Origin of the sequence: Paraburkholderia nemoris, assembly GCF_905221015.1 — a bacterium.
Lineage (GTDB): Bacteria > Pseudomonadota > Gammaproteobacteria > Burkholderiales > Burkholderiaceae > Paraburkholderia > Paraburkholderia nemoris.
Genome location: NZ_CAJNBO010000004.1, coordinates 318,904 through 330,922 on the forward strand (window position 1 = coordinate 318,904; position 12,019 = coordinate 330,922).

Below are 12,019 nucleotides of genomic sequence, written 5' to 3' on the forward strand. Positions count from 1 at the left end.
GGCAGCATTGATCCAGCGGTGCGGTGGCACCCTATGCTTTTTCGTACATAGACTAGATGCATTTCAGGGGATGGGTCGGCGGACCTCATCCCGCTATCGTTCTCTCCACGCGCTCAGGAAAACACATGAGCGCGACGAACCCCCACCAGGTTTTGGAGACATGCATGAGTTCCGCCACCGCTACTGCCACCGCCGCCACCACCAGGCCGCTGACATTTCAACGTTCCCCCGCTTTACCCCGCAATTGCACATTCGATAGCCACGACTGGGAGATTCTCAGCCGCTACTGGCATCCGGTGACGTTCGCCGCCGAGGTGGCCGATAAACCCATCAGCGTGACGCTGCTCGACGAGCCTCTGGTTGTGTTCCGCTCGAACGGTCAACTGGTGAGCGCACGCGATATCTGTCCGCATCGCGGCGCGCCGCTCAGCCAGGGGTGGGTCGATAACGGCAATATCGTGTGCCCGTATCACGGCCTCGCGTACGGCAACGACGGCAAGTGCAAACACATCCCGTCGCAAACGGACGGCCCGATTCCCGAGCGCCTGCATCTCGTCACTTACGCGACGCAGGACGCCTACGGCCTCGTGTGGGTCTCGCTGGGTGGCGGCACCGAAGCGTTGCCCGCGTTTCCCAACTGGGACGATCCCGACTTCCAGCAGATCCTGCCGCCCTCGATCGATATCAACGCTTCGGCGGGGCGTCAAACCGAAGGCTTCATCGACGTCGCGCATTTTGCGTGGATTCACCACGACAGTTTTGCCGACCGGCAAAACCCGGTGGTGCCGCAGTATTCGGTCGAACGGCGCGAACGCGGCATGCATGCGGAGTACGTGAGCACGGTCAGCAACTTCTCGAAGTCGATGCAGCATCGCGCGCCTGAGGGCTATCTGTGGCACCGCTTCTTCGACGTGGATGTGCCGTTCTTCGCGCGTCTGACGGTGCACTTTCCCGACAACGGCAGCTTTTATTCGAAGCCGATGTTGTCGAATGCGCTGGCGATGAAAAAAGAGCCGCAGGCGTTGGCGAGTTTCGACGCCATGGCGATGGCGGCGCAGCTGGGCGCGTGGATTCGTGTCAATCAGCGTGTGGAGCGCATTTTGCCGGCCGAGCACACGCTGGTGGTCGACAATGCGTTGCTCGGCTACAGCAAGCTGGTGCTGGCCACGGGCGCGGACCCACGACGCCTGAAGGTGGCGGGTGATGGCGCGGCCGACGTGATGTCGATCAACGACCTCGGCGATTACGCGCGCTTCAGGTTGGCGCTCACGCGTTGCCGCTCGGTGGCGATTCTGGGCGCGGGTCTGATCGGCTGCGAGTTCGCCAACGATCTGGCCGCCGCCGGTTATGCGGTCAACCTGATCGATCCGGCTTCGACGCCGCTGGCTCGCTTGCTTCCGCAAGATGTGGGCGAGATTTTCGCCCGTGCGCTTGACGATGGCGGCATCCGCTTTCATCCTGGCCGCAGTGTGGATCGTATCGATCGCTTGTCGGACGGTTATCGGCTGACGTTCGCCGACGGTGAGCCGATCGTCGCGGATCTGGTCGTGTCGGCGGTCGGCCTTGTGCCGCGTACGGCGTTGGCGGCTGCTGCGGGTCTCGAGATCGATCAGGGCATTCGAACCGATGCGTGGTGCCGCACCAGTGCGCCGGATATCTACGCGCTCGGCGACTGTGCCGCGATCGACGGCAAGGTGCAGCCGTATGTCCTGCCGATCATGCACGCCGCGCGAGCGCTTGCGCGCACCCTGGTTGGGAAGCCGACGCGTGTCGCCTTCCCGGTGATGCCGATTACCGTGAAGACGCCCGCGAGTCCCGCCGTCGTCGTGACGCCCGAGGGCGAGGGCGCGTGGTCGATCGAAACCGCCGGCGATGCCGCCAAACACGCAGCGCGTGCCGTGTGCCGGCATGCCACCAGCGAGCGTCCGTTGGGTTTCGCCCTGCTCGGCGCGGCTATCGAAGGCAAGGCCGCTCTGATCAAGACCATGACAGAGGGGCCATTGGCGACTAGCTGATCCATAACAATGTTCCGTCTGACCGACCTCACTTTGTGATCGCTCGGTGTTTTAAGGGCCTGTCACCTGCAACACATCCGATGATCGCATTCGCGCCGCAAGCTCTGCTTGCGGCGTTTTTTTATCTGCTTGAAAAAGTGCTCGCCGGTGACGAACGCTTAGGAAGCCAGATCTTTCGCGACGTTGGCGATCAGCCTGCGCAACCAGATCGCGGCGACGCTGCGATGCGTGCGGTCGTGCCAGAGTTGATAGTAGGTGAGCGCCTGCGGCTCGCCGGGAATCGGCTCGATACGCAGCGGCAGCATCCTGGTGTAGTGCGTGGCGAGCGCGCGCGTGGTAGTGAACAGCAGATTGGACCGCGCTAAAACATAGGGCGCCATGCCGAAGTAGGGCAGTGTCGTAGTGACGGTGCGCGACAGGCCATTGCGCGCGAGTTCGACGTCGACCGTGCCCCACGACGTCGTGTTGTACGTCATCACGGCCAGATGTTCGGCTTCTTCGTAGACGGGCTTGCTAAGCCGCCCCGGTTTGATCGGGTGGCCGTTGCGTATCAGGCACACCAGTTCGTCCTTGCACAGCGGCTGCAAATGCAGATGCTCCGGTGGCGTGCGCCAGTTGCCGATCACCAGATCGAGAAAGCCGCTTTCCAGGCCGTGTTCATAGCCGCCATCCACCATCATCAGATGCCTGAACTCGAGCTTTGCACCGGGCGCTTCGCGATGAAACGCATCGACCACGGCGGGGACGAAGAACGCATCAAGATAATCCGGCGAGCCGATCCGGAAGGTCTGGCTGGTGGTGGCCGGATTGAACGACGTGGTGGGATGCAGAATGGCCGCGATACTGTTCAGCGCCTGCGCCGTGGGTTCGATCAGCGTGAGTGCGTGCGCGGTGAGAACCATCCGGCTGCCGCTGCGCACCAGCAGCGGATCGCCGGTCATGTCGCGCAGTTTGCGCAGCGCCACGCTGACGGTCGGCTGAGATTGTCCGAGCAACGTTGCGGTGCGCGAGACGCTCGATTCGGTCAGTAGCGTGTGCAGCACCTTGAGAAGGTGCGAATCGATGACTTCCTTGGACATGAAAAACGGGACCCTGTTTCGTGCGGATCCATGCAGTGGGGCAGCGGTTTTTATCTAAGGATCGCGAGCGAAATATATATACGGATATAACGATCGTCAATCCGGCGAAGCCCTGTGCGAAGGCGTCGAAGGCCGGTGTACGTTGAGCCATAGGGCGCGGAGTATCCCGGTAATAGCCAGCGCTTTATGATGTGCGCGACGACGGGCATGCCACTGTCGGAATCGGGGAATACACCGAGGGAAACGATTGCCGCGAAGAACGTGCGGCCGGCGCGGTGGACCCGGCCAGGAAAGCCGCTATCATACGAACGTTACCCGGCGGATCGGACCGAAACCACCGGGTTTGCCGGTTGCACTGTGTGCGTCAGGAAAAACGCTCACCCGCTTTCCTCATTCGCTTTTAATATCCAGGAAATTCAAAGGCCGGCGCGATGCAAGCTCACCCCTACGCCGAAGCGCGCACACGCGACGCCGCGCTTGCGGCGGCGCCCTACGGCATGTTCATCTGCACAGCCGACGGCACGTTCGACTCCGTCAACGCAGCTTTCGAGAAGCTGACCGGTTTTACCGCCGAAGAATTGATCGGCCGGCGCACTTTTGAGTCCCTGCTCGATCCCGCCGAACTCGCGAGGCGGCGCGCCGAATTGCCGCCGCTGTCGGCGCTAGGCTCGCGCTATGAAGGTGAATGGTCTTATGTGCGGCGCAACGGCAGCCCGATTCGCGTGGTGTTCGCGCTGGCGCCGCTCGCCGCCGAGCCGGCACATCCCGGCGGTGTAACCACGGGGCCCGCCCGTTATGTCGGCATCGCCATCGACATGACGCGCTACGCGCAGTCCGAGGCGCGCCTTTGGTACGTCTCGCATCACGACGGCGTGACCCGCCTGCCCAATCAGACGCTTTTCACCGAACGCCTCGAGTTGACGATCGCGCGCTGTCAGCGCAGCGGCAATGGCTTTACCGTGCTGATCGCCGAACTCGATCATTTGCGCAAACTGCGCGACGCGCTCGGTTTGCATGCGGCCGAACTGGTGTTGCAGATCGTCGGCGAACGGCTGCGCGGTCTCTTTCCCAACGACGGTACGATCGCCTCGATCGGCGGCACGCAATTCGCGCTGCTGATCAATGAAACCGGCGCGGCGGCCGATGCTTTCGCCGCGGAGGCGCTGGGCCGCATCGCCGAATCGATCGACTACGCGGGCACAGCGCTGAACATCACGGCGAGTATCGGCGTCGTCGCCTATCCTGCGGACGGCGCCGATGCGCCGACACTGATGCGTCGCGCGGGCGTGGCGTTGTCGGCGGCTTCGGCGGTGAGCGGCAATGCGGTGCGGCGCTTTTCCACCGCGCTCGAAGGCCAGGCGGCGCGCCGCTTCGAACTGGAGACGATGCTGCGCGAAGCGCTCGAGCGTCAGCAATTGCATCTCGTGTATCAGCCGCAGGTGACGCTGTCCAATGGCCGCATCGCGCAAGTGGAGACGCTGCTGCGCTGGAATCATCCGCAGCGTGGGCTGATCAGTCCGGTCGAGTTCGTGCCGGTCGCAGAAGAGTCGGGCCTGATCGAGCAGATCGGCGAGTGGGTGATCCGTACCGCTTGCCGTGACGCCGGCAAATTGCTGCGGCTCACCGGCACCTTGCCGCGGGTCGCGGTGAACGTGTCCCCGCAGCAGTTCCAGCGTCAAAATCTGTTTGAGACGATCCGCGAGGCGCTGGAAGATGCCGCGCTCGACCCTTCGTACCTTGAAGTGGAAATCACCGAGGGTGTGCTGCTGGGTGACACCGAGCTGGCATTGCAGACGCTGCATGCGTTGCGCGAATTGGGCGTTGAAGTCGCGGTGGATGATTTCGGCACTGGCTATTCGAGTCTCGCTTATCTCACGCGCTTTCCGCTGAATCGCCTGAAAATCGATCGCTCGTTTGTGATGCGCATGAGTACCGATCCGCAGTGCGCGGCGCTCGTCGGCGCCATTATCGCCATGGCTCATGCGTTGAAACTGCGGGTCACGGCCGAAGGTGTGGAGACAGCCGAACAGGCCGCGCAACTTGAAGCGCTCGGCTGCGACGAGGCGCAAGGGTTCTGGTTCTCACGGCCGATCACCATCGCGGCGTTGCGCAATTTGCTGAAGCCGTTGGGGACGGGTTGACGATCGACGGTTGATGGCGGCTCCCGCTGCCAACTTGAAGTCGGTCGCGGTCCTTCAGTCGCCGCAGCGCACCGTACTTCGCGCGAGACGTGTCGCCAAAGCTACCCGGAAAAGAGAAAGGGGCCGAATGGCCCCTTTTCGTCTGCTCGCGTTACGCACGAGACTTATTTTGCTGCGTCGTCAGCGGTGGTGAGCGCCGTGCCGGCCATACCGGATGCGCGCTTGATGCTGTCCTGAACCACATTGCTCGAATGAATCATCGAAGCCATCACGGATTGCATTGCCCCGAATGCGCTATCCGAGCTGAACGGCGTGGTTTGGCCGAAGCCCGAACCGAGTTGCGCCACGTTGGCGCCGAACTCTTCGCGCAGTGATTCGCCGGCCTTGGTCAACGCCGCGGTGAATTGCGCGTCAATTTCCTTGACGTGCTGCGCGTACGACAAGGTGCGTTGAACCAGTTGCTGCTGCAGATCGGACACGCCGGCGAACGGCGCGGTGTTGAACTGGCCGGCCGACAATGCGCTCTTGCTTTCGGTGACGGTCGCCTTCAGTGCCGCGAGATTGAGCTCGCCGAGCTTTTGCAGACATGCCAGCCCATCGAGCTGCAGGTCGGTGAAGATGTTGAAAGTGCGTTGGCCAAAGGCTGCGCTATGTTCGATTGCGGGGCTCTGCATAAGTGATCTCCAAAGTGACCCGGGGCAGGCGCCCAAAGGATTTCGGAGGCCAGGTCTCACACGAGACGGCAGGTCGACGCGGCGCAGTGATTTTGCTGCGCTGCAACATGAGCCACTCTATACCTTTGCGGCAGGATGTACAGCGTTTTCGTCAAAATGATTCGTCAGTCGAATGGCGCTCAATGTGCGCCCGATGCGCGCGGATGGGCGAGGAAGAAGCGCAGCATTTCAGCCGTCGCATCGGGGCCGGATGGGTCCGTGTACGTGCCGCGCTGACTGCCGCCGGCCCATGCGTGGCCCGCGCCATGGATCGACCAGTACTCCGCTTCGACACCATTCGCCGCGACTAACCGTTGCACCGTGCAGCCGCGCTGGCCGCTCGCGGTGCCTGCGGTGTGCGACGGCGCGCCGAGTGTCGTCACGCCGCCATTGAAGCCCGCTACGAGCGCGGTGGCGTTCGAGGGATGCACTGTCGTGTCCGCATCGCCATGAAACACGATGAGCGGGCGTTGCGGTTCCACGCGTGAGCGGCTGCGATGCGCTTTGCCGCCCTTCATCGCGGCGAGTGCTGAAGGCAGATCCTTCGCGCTTCCGTAGGCGAGACCGGAATGCACGCAGGCCGCGGCGTACAGGTCGGGCGAGGTTTTCAGCATGACGTCCGCCATGGCGCCGCCTGCCGACAGACCCGCCACATACACCCGCGCCGGATCGACGCGATAACGCGCCATCACCTCACGCGTGATGCCGGCAATCAACGACGGTTCGCCCTGATCGCGCTGCTGGTCGGCAGGCTTGAACCAGTTCCAGCAGGTCGACGGATTGGCGGCTTGCGACTGATTCGGATACACGACGATGAAGCCATGACGCTCGGCCATTTCGTTCATGCGCGTGCCGGCCGCGAAGTCGTCGGCGTTTTGCGTGCAGCCGTGCAGCATGACGATGAGCGGCAGCGGATCGTTCTTGTAGACGGCGGGGACGTAGAGCTTGTATTGGCGTTGGCCCGCGCTGTTGCTGAAGGTGTGGGTGCTGAAGGTGCCGGGGGTATCGGCGTCGAAAGTGCGCTCGGCAGGGGCGTGCGGCGCGGTGTTGGCGTGAGATTGCGCCTGCGTCCACGCTTGTGCCCATTCGTTGACACTCTGCGGCATGGGCGGCGTTTGTGCATTGCCTGCGTTGGCCTTGTTGCCTGCGAGTGCGCGCTGGACTGCAGCGGTCGCTTCCTTCGGCCCCTTTGTGCGTAGCAGGTCGAAGGCTTCTTTCATCGACTTCAGGAAATCTTCGTTCATTTTCATGAGTGTGAGTTACTGCGTTGACTTGCGTTGCGGGTGACGGAGTCAGGCGATGAGTTTCACGGCCTTCAGCATGGCTTCAAACAAAAAAACAGCCATGCCGGGCGCGCCTACCTGATGCGTCCGGCGAGCGCCGCCTTGACCGCGGGCGACGCGTGAAACGCGCCGAGCACCACCACCGATGCGATCGTGGCCGCCGCAAGTTCCGGCGGCACATCGGCTGCGATGCTGGCGAGGCCGAGCACGTGAATGTCCAGTCGTTCGTTCGCGGCTTGAGCGGCTTCGAGGTCCTGCTTCGAGAAGTGTTGCAGGCCGAGCACCAGCGCGCGCCGGGTCACCGTTTCCGTGACGACCTGCGCGTGGACGGCTAACTGGTTGCGAATCGCCGTACGGATCAGGTCGGTGCGGTTCGAGTAAAAGCCTTCTTCGACGAGCAGATCGATCTGGCCCAGGTCGATTGGGCCGAGATTGATGGTGATCTTTTCGGTCTCGCCGCCTTTGGGGCGGGAGGTGTCGATGAGTTTGAGGTTGGCCATTTCTATTCCGTTCGGCGTTGGCTCGACATCCGTACGCCATCCAATTAACATCCAATGGGATGGTTATACGCGCCTGAGTCGAACAGCGTCAACGAGGAAATTGAGGGCCGGGAGAGATTGCGGAACAGAAATCCGAGGCTGTTTGCGCGGCAGGCACCGTTTGCAGAAGGGCGTGAGCAAACCTCAACACCCAACGACCCGCGGTGACTGCCGGCCTCGAAGTGACGTGCAGACTATTTCGCCTACTCAAGCAACGCCGACGAGCGGCGGCTTTTGTGGATCGGATGGACCTCTGAACGGCAGATCTCGGGGAAGCGGTTTTGTCGGCGGCTCCAGCGGTGGCTCCGGGGGCGTGCTCGCTATGGGCCCGACGGGTGAATCGTCCTTGGCTGGATTGAACCTGACTTGCATGGCAACCTCCATGTGTATCGGAACGTTCTGGGCGCTCAAAGGCGCCTATTTACTATGCCCCTTGCTGGTCCGGGACCCGTGCAAGTATTCCGCGGGCGGAAACCAGAAGAAACATTGGTTTTGCTGGGTAGAAGGCATGCTGCGTATGTCGATCGGCGCAGTTATTTTTATATCCTGGGTTTTCGGGAGGTCTGCCTTATTCAGACCGCCTAAATAGAAGATCGAGAAAGCGGCTGCGGTTAGCAGCGCTTCAACTACGACCAGGAGATTGATGTTGGAAATATTCTTCGCGCGTTCATCGTTGATTCTTGCGTTGGTTTCCTGGCGCTCGAGATAATTTTCTATTAATAGTTTTTTAAGCTCCTCTGCCGATGTTATTCCTTGCGCCTGTGCCGTCCGGGGCGATCTGGCTATCGTGGCCTCCCATCCACGCTTGTATTCTTCTAGCTCCTTCGAAACAGGAAGCGTTTTGTACGTGTTTCTATGGAAGAGCGAACCCACTGAGGATCTGAAAAAGTAAAACCCGGATAAAAACAGTAACGCAAACGTGATCGCTAGAAGCGCGAAAAACAGATAATCCACCAGGCCATGTGTGTGCCCGATATCGACGTTAGTCAGCAGAAAACTAAGCGCGCCAATAATCGCGGTAACAAGCGTGAGTGACGACTGCAGTCGCGAGTCGATCTTGTCGCGTAAGTCGAGTTCGCGCCAGTGCTGGCTTTCGTAGAGATCTTCCGCGTTTAACATGCTGCGCCCCCTAAATCCGGCGAGTTATGACGTTCTTTCCAGACGACCAAGCAGCATTGCAACGTTCATTGTAGTGAGGGGTTTTCGGTTTTGAATCAACCAAAACCCGAAGAAAGCGCCATGCCGGACGTTGAATATCTGCGCGGAAGCTGGACGAACGTCGCTAGACTCCTTTAAGAAGTCTCGCGAGTGGAGGGGGTTAAATCATCGAGCCGGGAGGCTTCGATCAGGTGGGCTATGAGGCGCCACGGAGCGCCTCGACCGACGTCACATCAACACAATATCGTACTGCTCTTGGCTCAAATTCGACTCCACCTGCAACGACACCGGCTTGCCGATGAAATCGATCAGCATCGCCAGATGCTGCGACTCTTCCTCGAGGAAAAGATCGATCACCTGCTGTGACGCCACCACGCGAAACTCGCGCGGATTGAACTGCCGCGACTCGCGCAGAATTTCGCGCAGCACGTCGTAGCACACCGTGCGCGAGGTCTTGACCTGCCCCTTGCCCTGGCAAACCGGGCAGGGCTCGCACAGCACGTGCGCCAACGATTCACGCGTGCGCTTGCGCGTCATCTCCACGAGTCCGAGCTGCGAGAAACCATTCACGGTCACGCGTGTGCGATCACGCGAGAGCGCCTTCTTCAACTCGCCAAGCACCTGATCGCGATGCTCGATGTTCTCCATATCGATGAAGTCGATGATGATCACGCCGCCCAGATTGCGCAGCCGCAATTGCCGCGCGATGGTGTGCGCGGCTTCGAGGTTGGTCTTGAAGATCGTATCGTCGAAGTTGCGCGCGCCGACGTAGCCGCCGGTGTTCACGTCGATGGTGGTCATCGCTTCGGTCTGGTCGATCACCAGATAGCCGCCGGACTTCAGATCGACCCGGCGTGACAATGCGCGCTGGATTTCCGCCTCGATGTTGTACAGATCGAAGAGCGGTCGCTCGCCGGTGTAGTGATGCAGCTTCGACGACACTGCCGGCGTGAACTCCGCGGCGAAGTCGGCGAGCATCTGGTAGGTCTCGCGCGAATCGACCTGAATGCGCGAGGTCTCGTCGTTGACGAAATCGCGCAGCACACGTTGGGCGAGATTCAAATCCTGATACAGCAGGCTGGTCGGCGGCATGCGCTGACCTTGCGAGATGATTGTCGCCCACGTCTTGCGCAGATACGCGACGTCGCCGGCCAATTCTTCGCTGGTTGCATCTTCAGCAATCGTGCGCACGATGTAGCCGCCTTTTTCATCGGCGGGCAGCACGGCGGTCAGACGCGCGCGCACGGCCTCGCGTTCGGCTTCGCTCTCGATCTTCTGCGAGATGCCGATGTGCGGCTCCTGCGGCAAATACACGAGCGTGCGCCCGGCGATACTCACTTGCGTGGACAGCCTCGCGCCCTTCGTGCCGATCGGATCTTTCACGACCTGCACCATCAGCGTCTGACCTTCGAAGACGATTTTCTCGATGGGCTGATGCGGCGTTTGATGCTGCGGTTCGCCCGCGATGCGCGGATGCCAGATATCCGCTACGTGGAGGAACGCGGCGCGTTCCAGACCGATGTCGATGAAGGCGGATTGCATGCCCGGCAACACGCGGACGACTTTGCCGAGATAGACATTGCCGACGCGTCCTCGCGACAGCGTTCGTTCGACGTGAAGTTCCTGGACGGCGCCTTGCTGGACGAGCGCGACGCGCGTTTCCTGCGGCGTGACATTGATCAGGATTTCTTCATTCATGGTGTTATTTTAGAAGTCGATGCGCGCTGCACGCAGGAGGGCAGCGGTTTCAAAAAGCGGCAAACCCATGATACCTGAATAGGACCCGTCGATATGTTCGATAAACTCCGCGGCGCGTCCCTGCACGCCGTACGCGCCCGCCTTGCCGAGCGGCTCGCCGCTTGCGGCATAGCGGCGCACGGCGTCCGCTTGCAGTGCAGCAAAACGCACCTTCGATACGGATAGCGCGGCCGGCAGCAACGTGCCTTCCGCGTCGACCACCGCGATGGCCGTCAACACTTCGTGATCGCGACCCGCGAGACGCGTGAGCATCGCGACGGCATCGTCGGCGTCGACGGGCTTGCCGAGGATCGCGTCGTCGATCGTGACGGTTGTGTCGGCAACCAGGATCGGCCGTGCGGCATGCCCGCCTGCCACGAGACGCGCGCGCGCTGCGTGCGCTTTCGCGATGCACACGCGCTGCACGTAGTCGCGCGCCCGCTCGCCGGGGAGCTCGACTTCGAGTGCTTCGGCATCTTCATCGGGACGCGGCAGGAGCAATTCAAAACGCACGCCGAGCTGTTGCAGCAGCTCCTGACGGCGCGGACTTTGGGACGCGAGGTAAACGAATGGATGCAACGAAGCGGCGGACGTTGGCATGAACAGGTCTCGATGAGGCGGGTTGCGTCAATGCGCGAGGCGCGCGCGATGAGCGTATCAGTCAGGCGACGATGAGCGTGCCGAAGGACACGATGAAAAACGCGTCGATCAACGTATCGATAAACGCGCCTGCAAATGCGTCCACAAATGCATCCGAAAGCGCGTCAATCAACACAGCCAACAGGATCGACAAACAGGCGATCCGTCAGCCGCCTCGTTCGCTCACACGCGGTGATAGGGGTGATTTTGCGTGATGGTCCACGCGCGGTAAAGCTGTTCGGCGAGCAGCACGCGCACCATGGCGTGCGGCAGCGTCAGGCTGGAGACACGCAGCAGCATATCGGCGCGTGTTTTCAGATCGGGATCGAGCCCATCGGCGCCGCCGATCAGAAACGCCACGTCGCGGCCGTCCTGCTGCCAGCCGGGCAGGGCGCCGGCGAGCTGCATCGTGGTCCAATCCTTGCCGCGTTCATCGAGCGCGACGATGCGCGCGTTCTTCGGCAACGCGGCTTCGATTTTCTGCCGCTCGGCCGCCATCACGCTTTCGGCCGGGCGCCCCGACGAACGCTGCTCGGGCTTGATCTCGCGCAGCTCGATGCGCAGCTCGGGCGGCATGCGCTTCGCGTATTCGTCGAAGCCGGTGGCGATCCAGTCCGGCATCTTGTGGCCGACGGCGAGGATGTGCAGTTTCATGACGGATGTAATCGGGGGCGCAAGCGCTGCAATCGCTGCGATCGCGCACGCATGCTCTGAC

Annotated in this window: 11 protein-coding genes; 2 read left to right on the forward strand and 9 right to left on the reverse strand. The window is 61.6% G+C overall.

Annotated elements, in window-relative coordinates; genetic code table 11:
- The first annotated feature begins 164 nt into the window (after positions 1-164).
- A complete protein-coding gene (locus tag KHO33_RS08285) occupies positions 165-2,015 on the forward strand; it encodes an FAD-dependent oxidoreductase (RefSeq protein WP_200564427.1) in 1,851 nt (616 codons plus the stop codon).
- A 158-nt stretch (positions 2,016-2,173) separates the two neighbouring features.
- Here KHO33_RS08285 and KHO33_RS08290 read toward each other — a convergent pair whose 3' ends face one another.
- Complete coding sequence (locus KHO33_RS08290) at positions 2,174-3,094, reverse strand: LysR family transcriptional regulator (RefSeq protein WP_200564428.1); 921 nt, start codon at positions 3,092-3,094, stop codon at positions 2,174-2,176.
- Between the two features lie 431 nt (positions 3,095-3,525).
- On the opposite strand from KHO33_RS08290, the gene KHO33_RS08295 reads away from it, so the two are divergent.
- Positions 3,526-5,235, forward strand: a complete 1,710-nt coding sequence (locus KHO33_RS08295; RefSeq protein WP_200564429.1) for a putative bifunctional diguanylate cyclase/phosphodiesterase — start codon at positions 3,526-3,528, stop codon at positions 5,233-5,235.
- A gap of 164 nt (positions 5,236-5,399) precedes the next feature.
- Here the strand turns inward: KHO33_RS08295 and KHO33_RS08300 are convergent, their stop codons facing one another.
- The 8 genes from KHO33_RS08300 to rlmH all read right to left on the reverse strand — a co-directional run bounded on the left by KHO33_RS08300 (position 5,400) and on the right by rlmH (position 11,958).
- The gene (locus KHO33_RS08300) at positions 5,400-5,909 is read right to left on the reverse strand and encodes a phasin family protein (protein WP_200564430.1); all 510 of its coding nucleotides are present in this window, start codon (positions 5,907-5,909) and stop codon (positions 5,400-5,402) included.
- A gap of 179 nt (positions 5,910-6,088) precedes the next feature.
- Positions 6,089-7,198 carry an extracellular catalytic domain type 1 short-chain-length polyhydroxyalkanoate depolymerase gene (locus tag KHO33_RS08305; protein WP_200564431.1) on the reverse strand — a complete coding sequence of 370 codons (1,110 nt, stop codon included), beginning with the start codon at positions 7,196-7,198 and terminating at the stop codon, positions 6,089-6,091.
- Positions 7,199-7,305: 107 nt separating this feature from the next.
- Positions 7,306-7,731, reverse strand: a complete 426-nt coding sequence (locus KHO33_RS08310; protein ID WP_171925013.1) for a CopG family transcriptional regulator — start codon at positions 7,729-7,731, stop codon at positions 7,306-7,308.
- Positions 7,732-8,187: 456 nt separating this feature from the next.
- On the reverse strand, positions 8,188-8,889 hold the full coding sequence (locus KHO33_RS08315) for a hypothetical protein (protein WP_200564432.1): 702 nt from the start codon (positions 8,887-8,889) through the stop codon (positions 8,188-8,190).
- A 267-nt stretch (positions 8,890-9,156) separates the two neighbouring features.
- Positions 9,157-10,626, reverse strand: coding sequence for a ribonuclease G (gene rng, locus KHO33_RS08320; RefSeq protein ID WP_093639528.1), 1,470 nt, complete (start codon positions 10,624-10,626; stop codon positions 9,157-9,159).
- 9 nt (positions 10,627-10,635) lie between these two features.
- A complete protein-coding gene (locus KHO33_RS08325; protein WP_054034992.1) occupies positions 10,636-11,265 on the reverse strand; it encodes a Maf family protein in 630 nt (209 codons plus the stop codon).
- A 61-nt stretch (positions 11,266-11,326) separates the two neighbouring features.
- Positions 11,327-11,458: a hypothetical protein gene (locus KHO33_RS42595; RefSeq protein WP_267914865.1), complete on the reverse strand. Its 132-nt coding sequence runs from the start codon at positions 11,456-11,458 to the stop codon at positions 11,327-11,329.
- 29 nt (positions 11,459-11,487) lie between these two features.
- Entirely contained in the window at positions 11,488-11,958 is a 471-nt protein-coding gene (rlmH, locus tag KHO33_RS08330; protein ID WP_054034991.1) for a 23S rRNA (pseudouridine(1915)-N(3))-methyltransferase RlmH, read from the reverse strand.
- Positions 11,959-12,019 lie beyond the last annotated feature (61 nt).

Bases quoted from the DNA above. Each gene is read 5' to 3' on its own strand.
- KHO33_RS08315 (WP_200564432.1), bottom strand. From the start codon at position 8,889: ATGTTAAACGCGGAAGATCTCTACGAAAGCCAGCACTGGCGCGAACTC.
- KHO33_RS08325 (WP_054034992.1), bottom strand. From the start codon at position 11,265: ATGCCAACGTCCGCCGCTTCGTTGCATCCATTCGTTTACCTCGCGTCC.
- KHO33_RS08295 (WP_200564429.1), top strand. From the start codon at position 3,526: ATGCAAGCTCACCCCTACGCCGAAGCGCGCACACGCGACGCCGCGCTT.
- KHO33_RS08310 (WP_171925013.1), bottom strand. From the start codon at position 7,731: ATGGCCAACCTCAAACTCATCGACACCTCCCGCCCCAAAGGCGGCGAG.
- KHO33_RS08300 (WP_200564430.1), bottom strand. From the start codon at position 5,909: ATGCAGAGCCCCGCAATCGAACATAGCGCAGCCTTTGGCCAACGCACT.
- KHO33_RS08290 (WP_200564428.1), bottom strand. From the start codon at position 3,094: ATGTCCAAGGAAGTCATCGATTCGCACCTTCTCAAGGTGCTGCACACG.
- rlmH (WP_054034991.1), bottom strand. From the start codon at position 11,958: ATGAAACTGCACATCCTCGCCGTCGGCCACAAGATGCCGGACTGGATC.
- rng (WP_093639528.1), bottom strand. From the start codon at position 10,626: ATGAATGAAGAAATCCTGATCAATGTCACGCCGCAGGAAACGCGCGTC.
- KHO33_RS08285 (WP_200564427.1), top strand. From the start codon at position 165: ATGAGTTCCGCCACCGCTACTGCCACCGCCGCCACCACCAGGCCGCTG.
- KHO33_RS08305 (WP_200564431.1), bottom strand. From the start codon at position 7,198: ATGAAAATGAACGAAGATTTCCTGAAGTCGATGAAAGAAGCCTTCGAC.